We start from the raw sequence: 15,225 nt of genomic DNA, 5'->3' as shown, positions 1-15,225 counted from the left end.
AACCTATGGCTCATCCCGGCGGACGACGGCGGACTTCAGCCAGTGTTCACCGGCCGTCCGCGAAGGCGTAGTCGTCGAGGTCGAAGAACCGGCTCGTCACCATGGTTTCCAGGGTGGGCGAGGCGCGGAAGGGCACGTCCCCGTTCGCGTCGAAGTAGTAGCTGTTGGCCAGGGAACAGCTGTCCTGGAAGAAGACCTGGTGCTTGCGCCGCTCCAGCATGGTCCGGAAGTACCGGTCGTTGGCCTCGTGCGTGACCTCGACGCGGGTCGCGCCGGTCTTCCTGGCGTTGCGCAGGCAGCGGACGATATGCGCGGTCTGCGTCTCGATCAGGTTGAAGTACGAGGAACCGTTGTAGCCGTACGGCCCGAGAATGGTGAAGAAGTTCGGGAAACCGGGGACGCTGACGCCCTGATACGCCTGGAACCGGTTCTCCGCCCAGAACTTCTCCAGATCGGCGCCGCCGGATCCGCGCACGGTGAAGGCGGGCATGTTGCCCTTCTCGAACACTTTGAACCCGGTGGCCAGCACCAGGACGTCCACCGGATGCTCGGTGCCGTCGGTGGTGCGCACCCCGGATCCGGTGATCGCGTCGATGCTCGTGGTCTCCAGCGTGACGTTGTCCCGGTCGAACGTCTGGAGGTACTCGTTGGAGAAGCTCGGCCGCTTGCAGCCCAAGGCATAACGCGGGGTGAGCTTCTCGCGGGTCACGGGGTCCTTCACCGCGCGGCGCAGATGCGCGCGCCCGATCCGCTCCCCCGCGCCCGCGGTCGGCAGGAGGTTGTGGAAATGCGCGGCCAGCGGGAAGGTCACTTCGACGAGCGCCTGGCTGGCCAGGCGGGACACCAGTTTCGCGCCCGGCAGCCGCCGCAGCGCGAGCCGCGCCGGCCGCGGCAGGACGGCGTCGGGTTTGGGCAGGCACCAGATCGGCGTGCGCTGGAACACCGTCAGATGGCCTGTCTCCGGCGCGATGGACGGGATCACCTGCACGGCCGAAGCCCCGGTACCGACGACCGCGACGCGTTTTCCGCGCAGATCGACGCCGTGGTCCCAGCGCGCGGTGTGCATGACCGTGCCCCGGAAGCCGTCGAGCCCGGCGATGTCCGGCGGTTTCGGCTGGGTGAGCACGCCGGTGGCGCCGACCACGAACCGTGCCGTCATCGACCAGCCGTCGGCGGTTTCGAGGCGCCACAAGTGCGTTTCGTCGTCGAAGGCCGCGGAGACGACCTTGCTGCCCAGGCGCGTGCGGCGGCGGATGTCGTACTTGTCGACGCAGTAGTCGGCGTAGGCCTTCAGCTCGCGGCCCGGCGCGTAGACCCGCGACCAGCCGGAGATCTGCTCGAACGAGAACTGGTAGCTGAACGACGGGATGTCGACGGCGACGCCCGGATAGGTGTTCCAGTGCCAGGCGCCGCCGACGCCGTCGCCCTCTTCCAGCATCAGGAAGTCTTCGAAACCGGCTCGGTGCAGCAGGATGGCGGCACCGATACCGGAGAAACCCCCGCCGATGATCGCGATCTCGTGGTCCGGCGTCATGCGGGAAGTCCTTCCTTGGCGAACAGCGAACTCGCGCCGAGCACGACGACGTCGGCCTGGTGCTCGATACCTTCGGCGGTGCGGATCCCGTCGGGCGCGAAGGCGTAGATCGGCCATGTGACGAGCTTGCAGCCCGGCCGCCGCAGTGCCCCGTAGTAGCCGAGACCGGGTGCCGTCCGCCGCGAGCCGAAACGCCGGTCGGGCGTCAGGAGCCTGCGGATCCAGGGGTCTTTCACCTGCCAGCGCAGGAAAACCCGGGCTACGGTGATGCCGAGGACGTGCGGTCCGGGGACCGGCATCGGCACGACCCAGTCGGGTTCTTCCTGGAACACCTTCACCGAACGTGCGGTGGCCGCCACCTCGGGCACGATCTGCGCCGCCTCGCGGCCGGGCGCGACCACGGCCACCCGCTGCCCGGAGAAGTCGTGCCCGAACCACTCGGTGCCGCGCAGCACCTCGCCCCGGAATTCGCCGAGCGTCATGACGCGACCGGCTCGTGGGTGATCTCCTCGGTCCACGACTGCGGCTTTCCGAGTAGCCGCGCGGGGATCAGGCGGGTCATCTTCACCATCGGGTCGGCGAGCAGCCGATGGTAGACGTGCGAGCGGTCGACGATCATCGCCGCCTGCGCCTTGAGCACGTGGTACGCCGGGATGCGTCGGGTGAACTCGCCTCGGCCGCCGATGGTGGAGAATCGCTTCACGGCGTTGTACAGCTTCTTCTCCGGCAGGCCCATCGCGACGATGTTGTCCCGCATCTTGTTGATCAGCGGGACGAACACCACGATCAGGCCGAGCACGATCTGGGGTTTGAGCGAGCCGACGGATTCGGTGATCAGCTTGGTCGTGGATCCGGCACCGATCAGCTCCAGTACCTCGAAGTCGGCCGTGATGTGCCGGGCCTCGTCGGAGTTGATATGCCGGAACACCTGGTGGCACACCGGATCGGAGACCTCGTCGAGCAGGAACTTCACCAGCGCGCCGTCCAGCGCGCATTCCAGCAGCGGGATGAGCGTGGCCAGCGCCGTCAGCGGGAGCGTGTCGCCGTAGTCGTCGAGGACCTTGATGGCGAGCTTGACGTTGATGTTCGGCTCGGGCATCGACCCGTGCTCGTCGAGCATGCCCCAGCGTTTCATCAACGCCAGTTCCGCGTTGGCGTGTTTCTGTTCCTCCGCGTGGAAGTAGCGGTAGATCTCCTGGATCACCGGGGTCGGCGCCTTCTTGGCCAGCGAGGCGAACCCGCGCGCGCCGACGTGCTCGATCCACACGAGATCGGCCATGAACGGCCGCATCTTGGCCCGGAGTTCGTCGGTCATCGTCTCCGCGCCGGGCGCGTCCCAGTCGATGTCGGCCAGCGACCACTGCTTGTCCTTGATGGTCCGGAGCATCGCGTCGAAGTCGTAGGCCATCACTTCTCCTTTTCGGCGGGCAGGAACCGGCCGAGCAGACCGGCGATCCGCGTGTACGGAACGGGCACGAAACGCTTGGCGTGCCAGAGAAGCTGAGCGTCGGGCTGCGGCACCACGTACAGGCGTCCGCGATCGTGGGCGTCGAGCGTCATCCGCGCGACGCGCTCCGGCGAAAACCCGACCACGTCGGAGACCCGCTGGGCGAGCCCGCGTGCCCCGTCTTCGATGAGCTCGCCGCCGAAGATGTTGGTGCGCACGAAGGTCGGGCACAGCACGGTGACCGCGACGCCGGTGCCGGACAGTTCGGCGGCCAGCGTCTCGGAAAGACTGACGACGCCCGCCTTGCTCACGTTGTACGCGGCCATCCTCGGCGCGGCGGTGAAGCCGGCCGCCGAAGCGACGTTGATGACGCCGCCCGCCTTCGCCGCGCGCATGGCGGGGACGAAGGTGTGGCAGCCGTGGATCACGCCCCAGAGGTTCACGCCGAGGGTGCGCTGCCAATCGGACAGCGGGCTCTCCCCGACGAGTTTGCCGCCCGCGCCGATCCCGGCGTTGTTGACGACGAGATCCGGCTCGCGGCCGAACCAGGACCGCGCCTGGCTCGCCAGGTCGGCGACTTCGTCCACATCGGACACATCGCAGGCGATGGCGACCGCGCCCTCGATCATCTTCGCGGTCTCTTCGGCCGCTTCGAGGTCGATGTCCGCGCAGACGACCCGGCTGCCGCGCCGGACGAGTTCGGCCGCGATGGCCCGCCCGATCCCGCTTCCCGCGCCGGTGACGACGGCGTGTGCTCCGTGGGTCCGTTTCGTCATGCCGCCCTCACGATCGCCGGAAGGTTGCCGGTGAGGAAGCGGCAAGCCCGCTCCATCGCCGGTGCCGCTTCGGGGATGAAGCGGGTCAAGGCCTGGAAAACGTGCATCTGGCCGGGGACCACTTCGAGTTCGCAGTCGGCCCCCGCGCGACGCAGGGCCCTGGCCAGTTCGATGGCGTCCGCGGCGAGCATTTCCAGCCCGCCCGCCTGGATGATCGTCGGCGGGAAACCCTTGATGTCGTCGAAAGCGAACCTCAACCGTGTCGAAGCGAGGTCGGCGTCCACCGTGTACAGACCGACCAGCCGCGCGGCCGCGGCGGCGGAGATCATCGGGTCCGGGCTCATGCGTTCTCGTTGGGCGGCCAGCGAAAACGTCACGTCGAACAGCGGCGAGAAGAGGGCCAGCGCGGCAGGAGGTTCCCGGCGTTCCCGGATCAGCTGCGCGGCGAGGTCGACCGCGAGATGCCCGCCCGCGGAGTCGCCGGCGACGAGGATCCGCCGATACCCCTGGTCGAGGAGCCGGTCGTAGGCCGCGCGGACGTCTTCGGCGGCGCTCGGGAACCGATGTCCGGGCGCGAGGCGGTACTCGCAGGCGAAGACCGGCAGCCCGGTGCCGCCGGAAACCCGTGTGGTCAGCCCTCGATGGGTGCGCGGAGAGCAGAGCACGTATCCGCTGCCGTGGATGTACAGGACCACGGCGTCGCCCTCGGTCACCTCGGGCGCGCGGACCCACTCGCCGCGGATGCCCGGCTCGACTCGGCTTCCCTTCAACGGCGGCGAAGCCAGCCACAGGCTGCTCGCGATGAAGGCGCGGGAAAAGGCGACACCCGCCCGGTTGGCCGGGATCGCGTTGGCGATCGGCCGCACGAAAGCGGACGTCAGCGCGGCGGCCAAACCAGTACGCAGGCCATTCTGCGGTCGCATGCCCTCAGAATGAATCCGAGGGCATCTGCTGTCAAGATGAGGAGGTGACCGCGTCCCGCCGCTACAGCGGCAAGACCGCCGACGAACGCCGCGCCGAACGGCGGCTCGCCCTCCTCGGCGCCGCACTCGACATCTGGCAGGAACAAGGCTGGGCCGCGGTCACCATGCGGGGCGTCTGCGCACGGGCGAACCTGACCGACCGGTACTTCTACGAGAGCTTCGCCAACCGCGACGCGCTGCTCGCCACCGCCTGGGAACAGGTCCGCGACGAGACCCTGCGGATGGTCCTCGACGCCGTCGCGGCCCACATCGAGCGACCAGCCCTGGAGCAACTCCGCGCCGCCGTCGACGTCGTCGTGCACCACGTGCAGGAAGAGCCCGCCCGCGCGCAGATCCTGTTCGGCGACCACGCCGGCAGCGCGGTGCTGGAGCAGCTGCGGCGGCAGACCGTCCAGGACACCACCGGCCTGCTGATCGAACTCGCGCGGCCGCATCTGAAACCGGACGTGGACGGACTGGAGTTCCGGGTCAACGTCCTGCTCGGCATCGGCGGCTTCGTGGAGATCATGCTCGCGTGGCGCTCCGGCCTGCTCGACGCGGACGCGGACACGCTCGTCGGCCACCTCACCGGTGTGGGCACTTCGCTGTCGCGGATGTTCCTCAAAAGCTCCGCCGAAGGGGAAATTCCGGCGGATTGAAGCGGCCCCGGCCGGAGTGTTCACTGATACGCAGGAAGGCGGCGGTGGACATTCAGGGGGAAGTGAATGCAGGTCATTTCGGCACTGATCGGCGTGCTCGTGGGAGGCGCGATCTCGTTCACGGTCCAGCGACTGGAATCCCAGCGAGCCACCCGCGTGAGCAGGACACATCGGCTGTACGAGACCTGGCAATCCGCGGAAAGCCTGGTCCACCGGGTCAAGGCGGTCCATGTCCTGCGCGACAACATGGACTCGCCGGATCCCGTGGGATTCATTTCGCTGATGAGCGACGAGTCCTCGCTGGCGGCCGACGACCAATTCGCACTGACGCGTATTTTGCATTTCTTCGAAGAGTGCGGCACATTGCTCGAAGTCAAGGCCATCGACCAGAAACTGTACAAAAAGCTCTTCGAGAGATATGTCGTCTACTGGGTGGACGGCTACCTGCAGCCGCTCCACGAGGTGTCCTCCAGGACGGAGAGCGAGATCGAGACCGGCTGGTTCCCGCACGTGGCACGTCTCCGGTCCGCGATGGACGCGCCTCGAGGGTTCCCCGGAACGGGTGAACTTGACCAAGCCGCGGACCCGGCGGCTTAGTCACTCGGTCAGTCACTCAGCCAAAGGGTCAGGGCCCCACCCGGGTGTCCGGATGGGGCCCTGACCTGCGGAGCCGCCTAGGGGAATCGAACCCCTGACCTATTCATTACGAGTGAATCGCTCTGGCCGACTGAGCTAAGGCGGCGGACATCGGGCTCGCACCCGATGACGGAGACAAGTGTAGCGGAGGCTTGAACGTCACCTTCGAGGGCCACCGTCGTTAGGGTCCTATGACGCCGGTCTCAGTCCCCCAAGATCGGCCCATCCCCACTGGAGGACCTGTTCATGCGGCAACGACTGCCCCGTGTGCTGGCGCTTCCGGCCGCCGCGGCCCTGCTTCTGCTGACCGCGGCCCCGGCGACGGCCCAGACGATCCCGACCACGCCGATCCCCGATCCGGCGAACCCGGGACAACCGCCGATGTCGGCGCCGATCGGTCCGCAGCCGCTGGGCAAGGCGGTCGGTGACGCGGGTGCGGCGCTCGGCGTGCTGCGGCTGCTGCCGAACGCGGTGCCGACCAGCGCCATCCTCCCCGGAGCGGGCGAGATGCTGCCGAAGCAGTCCGCGCTCGAAGCCGGAATGGGGCTTTCCAGCGCGCAGGCCAACTCCGAGGCCTACCTGAACTACGAAAAGGCGATCGCGCAGTCGTCGCCGTTCGGCTTGTCCGCCGCGGGCAACGCGCCGCAGACGCCGGGCAGCCTCGTGCAGACGGCGCTGCCGGACAACCCGAAGCCGATCAGCGGCGGCCTCAACGCGCCGAAGAACCCGCTGTTCAATCTGGGCCTGCTCAACGGCGAGGCGCACGCGCGCTGGAGCCCGACGCTCGGCCCGTGCGTCGGCACGATCGCCGACTCGAGCACGTCGATCGCGAACCTGGCCTTGCTGCCGACCATCCCGAACATCCCGGGCGCCGACCAACTGACCCAGGCCTCGGAGCAGCTCACGGCCGGTTTGAAGGCGCTTCCCGGCCCGCTGGCGAACCTCGGCGGTCTGCTTTCGGGGAACAGCACCAGCGCCGACGGCAAGGGCGCCGTGCTGAGCCTGCCGAACACGCTGTCGTCGCGTTCGGTCGTGCGGCTGGTCGACATTCCCGGCTCGAAGAACAAGGCCGTCGAATCGACGTCGACGTTGCAGGCGGCCAACATCGAACTGCTGAAGGGCACGCCGCTCGGCCTGACGATCAAGGTCGCCAGCCAGCCGACCCTGCGGGTCACCTCGACCGGCGACAAGAAGACGTCGAAGGTCGAGTACACCGCGCCGGTGCTGCAGATCGTCCGCGGCGACAAGGTGCTGTTCACCCTCGACGCGAACAACCCGGCCAAGGACATCCCGATCGGGATCCCGCTGCCGTCGCTCAAGCAGGTCCCGGGCTTCGAGCAGCTGAAGAACGTGCCGGTCGTCGGCGGGCTCGCCGAGATGCTGGACGGTGCCACCAAACAGCTTCCGGGCGGCGAGGCCGGGAACGGGCTCACCCTCGACCTCGGCGTGCTGAAGCTGTCGATCGCCGGGCTGAACCAGAAGTCGAGCGACATGACTTCGCCGTTCAAGGGTTTCCAGATGGGTGCCTCGGCGCGGCTGCTGGACCTGCAGATCCTGCCGACGACGGCCCTGCAGAAGGCGCTGCCGCCGGAGGCCGCGAAGAACCTTCCGTCGTCGCTGGCCCAGGTCTCGCTCGGTGAGCAGATCGCCCGCGCGTACGCGCCGGCCGGCGGTGTCGAGTGCGGCACGGCCACTCCGCCGCCCGCGGGCAACAACGGTGGCGCGGCGCCGAAGGGTCCGGTCAAGAACCTGGCCTACACCAACGCGGCCTACGACACGGTGCCGATGTTCTGGACGGGTACGGCGATGCTGCTGATCGGTGTCGTTCTCGTGGCCGCCATGCCGGGACGCCGACGGCTCGCGGTCGTTCCGGTCGCGAAGAACTCGCCGGGCTTCAAGCCTTCGCCGCGGCCGCGTTCGCTGGATTCGGAGGACTAGACGGGTGATGAACGGTCCTTTCACGCCTTGCCCGGCGTGAGAGGTCCGTTCGTCGCTTTTAGACAGTCAGGGGCCTTCGCCGCTTTGAAGCGGCGAAGGCCCCTTTGCTTTGGCCTCGGGCAGACTCGGCGTGGCCGCTCCCGATTCCTCGCCTGATGTCCCCAATGCCACATTGGGGACACTGAGCGTCTCTAATGCGACATTGGGAACACTGCCGCCCCGCGAACCCGAAGCGACTTCACTTACCCACAGCACTTGTCCACAACCATCCCCACCTGTGGACAACTCCCGCGACCAGCCCTTTTCCCCCTCCACCCCCGGTAGACTGGACTCGGGGTCGCCCCCCTGGGACGGGCGGGGGGCTGGGGTGGTGAGTGAAGCGCGTCAGCCTTGGCGCAGGGTGGTGACCATGGCTTCGACGGCGATCCTCGGTTTCACGTTCAGGTCGATGGCCTCGCGGCATTCCAGGACGGCTTCGAGCCGCCGCAGGATCGAGTCCGGCGCCCAGGCGGAGGCGGCCTGCGCGATTTCCGAGGCGTGGTCGGGGTGGTTCAGCGTCGCGCCCGCGCCGCTCGCGGTCACGAGCACGTCCCGGTAGAACGCGGCAAGGTCCACCAGCGCGAGGTCGAGAGTGTCCCGCTGGGTTCGGGTCGCGCGGGACTTCTGGCGCTTCTCGAGCTGCTTCACGGCGGCTTCGGCGGCTCGTTTCGCCCCGGCGACGCCCTTCCCGATGCCGTCGCCGCCCATCGCGGTGCGGAGTTCGGAACGTTCGGCCTCGTCGCGGACCTTGCTCTCCTCGCCCGCGTCGGCCTCCGCGGCGCTGATCAGCTGGTCGGCGCAGGTGAACACATCGGCCGGACGGCGCAGGCCGAGCGGGATCCGCAGCACGGTCGCCCGCCGCTGCCGGGCCGCCTCATCGGTCGCGAGCCGCCGCGCGCGCCCGACATGTCCACTGGAGACGGACGCGGCCCACCGCGCGCGTTCGGGATCGATGCCGTCCCGCTCCATGAGCACCTGCGCGATCGCCTCCGGCGGCGGCGTCCGCAGCGTGACCAGACGGCACCGCGAGCGAATCGTCACCGACACGTCGTCCGGGTGATCCGACGGCGCGCACAGCAGGAACACCGTGCGGTCCGGCGGCTCCTCGACGGCCTTCAGCAACGCGTTCGACGCGCCTTCGGTCAGCCTGTCGGAGTCCTCGATGATCACCACCTGCCACTTCCCGGTGGTCGGGCGGCGGGCGGCGGCCTGCACCAAGGAACGCATTTCCGCGACCGAGATCGAAAGACCTTCGGGCACGACGAGCTTGACGTCCGCGTGTGTCCCGGCCAGCACGGTGCGGCAGCCGGGGCATTCGCCGCATCCGGTGCCGGTGCCGCACTGCAACGCCGCCGCGAAGACCCGCGCGGCCGTCGAGCGCCCCGAACCCGGCGGACCGGTGACCAGCCAGGCATGGGTCATCGCGCCGGGCGCGACGGGCTGGTTGTCGACGATCCGCGCGGCCGCGGCCGACGCCGTGGAAAGCGTGCGCGCGGCGGGCTCCTGGCCGACGAGCTGCTTCCAGACACCGATCAGCGCAGGGGCTTCCGTCATCTCACCTCGACCTTTTCCTCCGCCGGGGCGAGCCCGGCGAGCCTGCCGACGAGCACCGCGCGGATCGCCGTCCGCACCCGGTCGCTCACCTCGTCCTCGGTGCCTTCCGCGTCGACCACGACGTACCGGTCCGGGTCGGCGGCGGCCATTTCCGTGAGCAGATGCTGCACCCGCCACTGCGCGTCCAGCGACGGGGACTTCCGCATCACCGTGCCGGGATCGGCGTCGAGCAGGATGGTGATGTCGGGCCGCAAGCGCCCGGTCGCCCAGTCGGCGAGCCCTTCGAGTTCCTGGCTGTCCAGCCCGGCGACCGCGGACAGATGCGCCAGCGGCGAGTCCACGAACCGTTCCATCACCACGACGGACCCGGCGTCGAGCGCCGGCTGGATGTCCCGTTCGACGATGTCCGCCCGCACCGCGGCGGCGGCCAGCGCCTGCGCCCGCGCGCCGGACAGCGAAGCACCGGAGACGAGCTTCGCGAGCCGCTGATCGTCCAGCGCCGGGTCGGCCGCCAGCACGACGGGACGCGTCCCCGCGCGCAGCCATTCGGCCAGCCGCGCGGCCTGCGTCTCGGTGTTGATCGCCCGCGTGCCTTCCAGCGCGATCAGCAGCCCGTTCACGCGACGCGGGCTGCGGCGCAGGGCGTTGCGGAGGTCGGCGAGGATCGGCTCGGCCCGCCGGTCGTCCATCTGCCGGTACGCGAAGATGCCGGCGAGCAGCGCGAGGATGCCGCCGCCGATCATCACCGGCCGCGTCCCGTCGATCGTGATCGTGCTCCCCCACACGGAGATCGCGGTCGGCTGCACCAGGCTGATCAGCACGGGCACCAGCACCGTCGAGCCGAACAGCACGATCTTCATCAGCGACTGGTAGATCGCGTTGATCCGGCCGCGGATGGAGTCCTCGATCCGCGAACCGATGATCGTGACACCGGTCAGGAACGCCGTCCCCGCCCAGACCCCGACGGCGGCGACCGCGACCAGCGAAACGGCGAGATGCGGCGAGAGCGCCACGACGACGAGGCACAGGCCCGCGGCGACGATCGAGATCCCGAACAGCCGGTCGTGCGCGAGCCGCCGCGCGAGCTTCGGGGCCACCGCCATCCCGGTGGCGAGCCCGAGGAAGACGGCGAGGACGAGCAGGTTGAACGCCGCGTCACCGGCGAGCAGGCTCGACGAGTACGGCTTGGCGGAACCGATCACCGCGCCACCGGCGGCGAACGCGCCGAAAGCACCGATCATCAGCCCGCGGACCAGCGGCGTCGTGCGCACGAAACGGGCGCCGTCGGCGATCATCTGCCGGAAGCCGAACTTCTCTTCGTCGGCGGCCTTGACCTTGGGTTTCTCGACCGAGTGGACGTTGCGCAGCGACAGCTCGGGGATCCGGGTGGCGATCACGATCGCGCTGGTCAGGTACAGCAGGCCGGTGATGACGACGGCGACCTTGGCGATGCCGAGCTGGGCGTCGCCCTGGAAGAAGTGGAACGTCGTGTTGCTACCGGTGAGCACGGCGTTCGCGCCGGCCGCGGTGATCACCGCGAGGCCGTAGGTCATCACCATGCCGAGCTGGTTGGCCGTCTCGACCTGGTCCGGACGGCGCAGCAGGTTCGGCACCGCCGCGTCCTTCGACGGGATCCACATCATCGAGCAGCAGCCGACCAGGAAGTTCCCGACGAACACCCACCACGGCGTGCCGACGAACGCGATCGACAGCAGGAACCCGCACCGGCCGAGGTCGCAGAGCACCATCACCTTGCGCCGGTCGAACCGGTCGGCGAGCAGCCCGCCGAGCGGGGCGAACAGCAGCCCCGGCAGCAGCGAGGTCAGCACGACCCCGACGAACGCGAAGTTCTGCGCGGCATAGTTGTCGGTCAGTTTGGTGACCAGACCGGTCAGCGTCAGGAGGTTCAGCCAGTCCGCGACGCTGCACAGGTACGAGACACCCCAGATCCGGCGGAACGGCTTGATCGCCAGCACCCGCCGCACGCGGTGCATGGTCGAAGCGTCACGCCCCGACGAATCACCCGTGCCCGCTTCGGGCACCGACCGCACGCCCTCGCTGATACGCCCACCCCACTAGTCACGCGGCGCCGAGGTGCGACCCGGGTCAACACCGGGTACCCCGACCGTACGGCCAGGGTATCCCGATGGGTGAGGTATGGACGGACGGGCCCGTCCGGCGCTATCCGCCGGACGGGTTACCCGAAGATCCCTGCGATGCTGTTGAACAGGCTGGCCAGCAACTGGATGGCCAGGACCGCGAAGACGATCATGAGGGCGATCGCGATCATGACGCCCGCCGTGTTCGACGACGGTTTGCCGAGCCGCGGCATCTGCATGGAGCGCTTTGCCCGCCGTACTTCGACTTCGGCCTCTTCGTCGATCTCGACCGGCTCTTCCTGCCTGACGCGCCGTGGCTGGCGGATCAGCTGGGAAGGCCTCGACGGCCAGGTGCGCTGCTGGGGCAGGATCCCGATCGGCGCAGCGCCCTGCTCACCGACCGTGCTGACGATCTTCGACGGCGGCTGCGCGGCGGTCTGCTCGGGGCCGGGGCTCTCGGCGGGCCGCTCGTCCGCGAGCATGGCCGCGTCGACCATCCTGCTCACGACTTCGGGGTCGTGCTGTACCGGTCCCGGCACCTGCACGCGGACGTCGTCGGCTCCCGCCGACGGGGCCGCCGGGGCCGTCGTGACCAGCCCGGACAGCGGGTCGGCGAACCTGTCGCCCGGAGGATCTGCCTGAGTGCCGTCGCCTTTCACGAAGTCGGGGGCATCGAAGAAGGGAGTTTCGCCCTTCCCGCTCATGGTGACCACCTCACTACGGAATGTCCTCTGCTTCCAGGGTAACCACCTCGGCCCGCCGCACATCCGCCCAATGGGCCAGATAAATGTCACGCGCCGCGAGGCTGATCTTCACATCCTCCAGCAAAGGTTCGAAGAAAGAACGCCGGTACCGGACATCTGTCGCGGTCGATGCGGCGAAGTACAAACCGGAGAAGACGGCCAGGAAGACGGAGACGTTGACGAGCGCGGAACTCACCGGAAGAGGGACACCCAGCAGTGTTCCCGGCGCCGATTCACGGCCGGCGAACTCGGTCACGACCTCGGGGCTGAGGATCAGCACCCCGAACACGACGAAGAAGGCGAACACCAGCACCCCGAACGCCACGATCTGCACCGCCTGGGCGAAGAACAGCACCAAGGCGATGTTCAGGCGCTCGGTCTTCGTCAGCGCGCGCCGGTCCGGTGGAGGCGTGTCGTCGTCGAACGGCGTGCCGCGCAGAACGGCCGCCCCGGGTTCCACGGTCCAGGACTTCAGCTCCTTGATCTCGTCGGACAGCATCGACGCCAGGAACACCGCACCGATCAGGACGAGGAAGCCCGCCACCAGCCACAACCGGCCGGGGGTCAGCCGTTCGACGGCCTGCCACAGCTCGGCGGTGAAGAAACTGAACATCACCACCAGCAGGAGCAGCGGCAAGGCCCGGGACGCCAGCGTGCCGATGGCCCTGACCTGGGCGACCGCGCTCCGCGCCGCCCAGGTCAGGATCGAACCGACGCCGATCCTGACCAGCAGCATCAACACGCCCAGCGCGGCGAGGTTGGCGAGCACGGCGACCCACAACGGGTTGTCCCACGCCACCAGCCCGGTGAGCCGCTCGCCGAGCGGCAGCACGAACAACCAGAAGCCGATCGTCGCCGCCATGACGGCCAACCGGACCCTGGTGCGGCTCGGCACGCGGAGCAGCTTCGCCATCAAGCGGCCGGCGATCACCGGGACCACGACCACGGCGAACGTCAGCGCCAGCACGCCGAGGACGTAACCGACACCGCTGTCGCGCATCCTGGCCGCGAGCACGTCCTCGGGGACGTCGAGCAGCTTCAGCAGCCCGGCCAGCAGCAGGTCGAGCAGGCACAGGAACACCAGCCCGGGCGTGGACCGGCGCACCATGCCCGCCCCGCGCCTCCGCCGGTGGATGACCATCGGCAGCCCTCGCCGCCGGAACCACGCGTCGGCCGCGCGCCGGTCCAGGTCCATGCCCGTCCTCCCCAGTCGTTCATCGCTCAAGGCGCCAGGAACACTAGGTACGACTCAAGTCCACCGCCTCGTGCAGCCAGCCCGCCAGTGCCCGGCGGTCCATTCCACCGAACATCAGCCACCCTTCGGAAGGGGCGGCGTACAACACGAACCTCCCCAGATCGTTGTCGACGATCACGAAGCCGTAGTCCGGGTACTCGGCGTTCAGCCCGCCGAAGGCGACCAGGTCGAGGATCGCCGTGCCGGTCCGCGGGTGGCTTAGTGTGTCGGCGACCAGGCCGACCTCTTCGTCCTGGCCGGGCAGCGGCACGCCGTGCCCGTCGATCCTGATGCGCATCAGCTCGGTCTCCCCGGCGGGGACGTGCGGGAGCCCACCGAAGACGCGGGCGCCCAGCTCGCCGAAATCGCTCAGGCTGAACGTGGTCCGCCGCCCCGACCGCATCCGCCAGACGACCGCCTGATGCCCGTCGCCGTAGCAATCGACGCGCACCGAACGAGGCGCGGACGCGAAGACGCCGGTGAGGACGCCTCGCACCGAACCCCGCAGCATCACACCGTGCATCCGGACCGCCGCGGGATGGATTTCGCCGTTCTCCATCAGCCCGGCCTCTTCGAGCATCGCCGCCTTGGCCGCGTACCGCTCGGCCTGGGTGACGAGATCCGCCGGCTCGTCGTACGACGGGCACAGGCGGCGGATCTCGTCGTCGGTGATCTCCGGGTCGTAACCCAGGTACACGCTCCGCCGCTCGGGCACGGCGCGCAGCACCGGCTCGGCGGCGCGCCTCATCAGTTCCTTCACGGTCGCCGGTTCACGCATGGTTCTGCACCGCCTTCACGATCCATTGCTCGGCCGTCGACCGGCTGGCCGGGCCCCAGGTGAGCGTCCAGCGGCCGTCGCCGTCCATCGCCGCGCTGAACTGGTACCGGCCGAGGTCGTTGTCCACCAGGCCGAACGCGCCGTGCGGATACTCGGCGAGGATGGAGTTCCGCACCGCGAGATCGACGAGGACCGTGCCGTGCCGGGGCCGCGAAGCACCCTCACGGATCACCTCGACGGCTTCTCGCGCCCGCAGCGGGATCAGCCCGCCCGCGTCCGTCTCGATGCGCACGGTCTCGCCGGTGCCGGGCGGATGGTCGGGCAGCCCGTCGAACACCCAGCCCGGCAGCGCGCTGAGGAAGCCGGACCGCAGCCGCGCTCGCCTGCCGAGCTTGTTCAGCACCGTGGTGTAGTCCTCGTCGCCGAAGAACCGGACCTCCCACGGCTCCGCGCGCGAGGGGAACACCCCGGTCACCACGCCGCGGATGAACCCGCCGCGCAGTGCGCGATACAGCCCGACGGCCTCGGGCGTGACCTCACCGCCGGGGGCCAGCCCGATGGTCGCCATCCCGCTCACGAACCGGGTGTACTGCTCCACCTCCTCGGCCAGGGTGAGCCCCGGCGTCGGCTCCTCGTCGGCCAGGACCGGCGGCACGGAAAGCTCCGGATCGTAGAACTCCATCACCGAGGGACGCTCCGGAACCTCGGCGGCCAGCGGGGCGATGACCTCGTCGATGACGTCGAAGACAGCGGTCGTTGAAGTGCTCACCTGACCATTGAACACCCTGGTACCGACAATTTTTAGAACTTTTGTTCGAACGGGTGA

The 15,225-nt window shown here is 69.0% G+C and carries 14 protein-coding genes and 1 tRNA gene; 3 read left to right on the top strand and 12 right to left on the bottom strand.

From position 1 onward, the window contains the following. Window positions 1-46 precede the first annotated feature (46 nt). The 5 genes from CVV72_RS32005 to CVV72_RS31985 are packed head-to-tail and all read right to left on the bottom strand — an operon-like array spanning window position 47 to window position 4,680. A complete protein-coding gene (locus CVV72_RS32005) occupies window positions 47-1,534 on the bottom strand; it encodes an NAD(P)/FAD-dependent oxidoreductase (RefSeq protein WP_219147580.1) in 1,488 nt (495 codons plus the stop codon). Then, window positions 1,531-2,016, bottom strand: a complete 486-nt coding sequence (locus CVV72_RS32000; RefSeq protein WP_219147578.1) for an FAD-dependent oxidoreductase — start codon at window positions 2,014-2,016, stop codon at window positions 1,531-1,533. The genes CVV72_RS32005 and CVV72_RS32000 overlap by 4 nt, the downstream gene beginning before the upstream one ends. Then, entirely contained in the window at window positions 2,013-2,942 is a 930-nt protein-coding gene (locus tag CVV72_RS31995) for a ferritin-like domain-containing protein (RefSeq protein ID WP_219147576.1), read from the bottom strand. Before CVV72_RS31995 ends, CVV72_RS32000 begins: the two co-directional genes overlap by 4 nt. Further along, window positions 2,942-3,757: an SDR family oxidoreductase gene (locus CVV72_RS31990; RefSeq protein WP_219147574.1), complete on the bottom strand. Its 816-nt coding sequence runs from the start codon at window positions 3,755-3,757 to the stop codon at window positions 2,942-2,944. The genes CVV72_RS31995 and CVV72_RS31990 overlap by 1 nt, the downstream gene beginning before the upstream one ends. Then, on the bottom strand, window positions 3,754-4,680 hold the full coding sequence (locus CVV72_RS31985) for an alpha/beta hydrolase (protein ID WP_219147573.1): 927 nt from the start codon (window positions 4,678-4,680) through the stop codon (window positions 3,754-3,756). Before CVV72_RS31985 ends, CVV72_RS31990 begins: the two co-directional genes overlap by 4 nt. A gap of 44 nt (window positions 4,681-4,724) precedes the next feature. Between CVV72_RS31985 and CVV72_RS31980 the strand changes: the two genes are divergently transcribed. Beyond that, on the top strand, window positions 4,725-5,378 hold the full coding sequence (locus tag CVV72_RS31980; RefSeq protein WP_219147572.1) for a TetR/AcrR family transcriptional regulator: 654 nt from the start codon (window positions 4,725-4,727) through the stop codon (window positions 5,376-5,378). A 66-nt stretch (window positions 5,379-5,444) separates the two neighbouring features. Beyond that, window positions 5,445-5,975: a hypothetical protein gene (locus CVV72_RS31975; RefSeq protein ID WP_219147571.1), complete on the top strand. Its 531-nt coding sequence runs from the start codon at window positions 5,445-5,447 to the stop codon at window positions 5,973-5,975. A 71-nt stretch (window positions 5,976-6,046) separates the two neighbouring features. On the opposite strand, the gene CVV72_RS31970 is transcribed toward CVV72_RS31975, so the two are convergent. Next, window positions 6,047-6,120, bottom strand: a tRNA-Thr gene (locus tag CVV72_RS31970). 140 nt (window positions 6,121-6,260) lie between these two features. Here CVV72_RS31970 and CVV72_RS31965 point away from each other — a divergent pair. Then, the gene (locus CVV72_RS31965; protein ID WP_219147570.1) at window positions 6,261-7,952 is read left to right on the top strand and encodes a hypothetical protein; all 1,692 of its coding nucleotides are present in this window, start codon (window positions 6,261-6,263) and stop codon (window positions 7,950-7,952) included. 384 nt (window positions 7,953-8,336) lie between these two features. Here the strand turns inward: CVV72_RS31965 and CVV72_RS31960 are convergent, their stop codons facing one another. The 6 genes from CVV72_RS31960 to CVV72_RS31935 all read right to left on the bottom strand — a co-directional run bounded on the left by CVV72_RS31960 (window position 8,337) and on the right by CVV72_RS31935 (window position 15,183). After that, the gene (locus CVV72_RS31960) at window positions 8,337-9,545 is read right to left on the bottom strand and encodes a DNA polymerase III subunit delta' (protein WP_219147569.1); all 1,209 of its coding nucleotides are present in this window, start codon (window positions 9,543-9,545) and stop codon (window positions 8,337-8,339) included. After that, complete coding sequence (locus CVV72_RS31955) at window positions 9,542-11,596, bottom strand: dTMP kinase (protein WP_219147568.1); 2,055 nt, start codon at window positions 11,594-11,596, stop codon at window positions 9,542-9,544. The genes CVV72_RS31960 and CVV72_RS31955 overlap by 4 nt, the downstream gene beginning before the upstream one ends. 146 nt (window positions 11,597-11,742) lie before the next feature. After that, a complete protein-coding gene (locus CVV72_RS31950) occupies window positions 11,743-12,348 on the bottom strand; it encodes a hypothetical protein (RefSeq protein WP_255632323.1) in 606 nt (201 codons plus the stop codon). A 13-nt stretch (window positions 12,349-12,361) separates the two neighbouring features. Next, a complete protein-coding gene (locus CVV72_RS31945; RefSeq protein ID WP_219147565.1) occupies window positions 12,362-13,582 on the bottom strand; it encodes a hypothetical protein in 1,221 nt (406 codons plus the stop codon). A 43-nt stretch (window positions 13,583-13,625) separates the two neighbouring features. Beyond that, window positions 13,626-14,399 (bottom strand): ESX secretion-associated protein EspG, encoded by a 774-nt coding sequence (locus CVV72_RS31940; protein ID WP_219147563.1) that lies wholly within the window; start codon window positions 14,397-14,399, stop codon window positions 13,626-13,628. Further along, on the bottom strand, window positions 14,392-15,183 hold the full coding sequence (locus CVV72_RS31935) for an ESX secretion-associated protein EspG (RefSeq protein WP_034309984.1): 792 nt from the start codon (window positions 15,181-15,183) through the stop codon (window positions 14,392-14,394). The genes CVV72_RS31940 and CVV72_RS31935 overlap by 8 nt, the downstream gene beginning before the upstream one ends. Window positions 15,184-15,225 lie beyond the last annotated feature (42 nt).

Source organism: Amycolatopsis sp. TNS106 (assembly GCF_019330265.1).
Taxonomy (GTDB): Bacteria; Actinomycetota; Actinomycetes; order Mycobacteriales; family Pseudonocardiaceae; genus Amycolatopsis; species Amycolatopsis lurida.
This window is presented reverse-complemented; position numbering and strand designations above follow the sequence as displayed.

Excerpts from the sequence above, each read along its gene's own strand:
- CVV72_RS31940 (WP_219147563.1), bottom strand. The coding sequence starts at position 14,399 with ATGCGTGAACCGGCGACCGTGAAGGAACTGATGAGGCGCGCCGCCGAG.
- CVV72_RS31965 (WP_219147570.1), top strand. The coding sequence starts at position 6,261 with ATGCGGCAACGACTGCCCCGTGTGCTGGCGCTTCCGGCCGCCGCGGCC.
- CVV72_RS31945 (WP_219147565.1), bottom strand. The coding sequence starts at position 13,582 with ATGGACCTGGACCGGCGCGCGGCCGACGCGTGGTTCCGGCGGCGAGGG.
- CVV72_RS31995 (WP_219147576.1), bottom strand. The coding sequence starts at position 2,942 with ATGGCCTACGACTTCGACGCGATGCTCCGGACCATCAAGGACAAGCAG.
- CVV72_RS31985 (WP_219147573.1), bottom strand. The coding sequence starts at position 4,680 with ATGCGACCGCAGAATGGCCTGCGTACTGGTTTGGCCGCCGCGCTGACG.
- CVV72_RS32005 (WP_219147580.1), bottom strand. The coding sequence starts at position 1,534 with ATGACGCCGGACCACGAGATCGCGATCATCGGCGGGGGTTTCTCCGGT.
- CVV72_RS31975 (WP_219147571.1), top strand. The coding sequence starts at position 5,445 with ATGCAGGTCATTTCGGCACTGATCGGCGTGCTCGTGGGAGGCGCGATC.
- CVV72_RS31950 (WP_255632323.1), bottom strand. The coding sequence starts at position 12,348 with ATGAGCGGGAAGGGCGAAACTCCCTTCTTCGATGCCCCCGACTTCGTG.
- CVV72_RS32000 (WP_219147578.1), bottom strand. The coding sequence starts at position 2,016 with ATGACGCTCGGCGAATTCCGGGGCGAGGTGCTGCGCGGCACCGAGTGG.
- CVV72_RS31990 (WP_219147574.1), bottom strand. The coding sequence starts at position 3,757 with ATGACGAAACGGACCCACGGAGCACACGCCGTCGTCACCGGCGCGGGA.
- CVV72_RS31960 (WP_219147569.1), bottom strand. The coding sequence starts at position 9,545 with ATGACGGAAGCCCCTGCGCTGATCGGTGTCTGGAAGCAGCTCGTCGGC.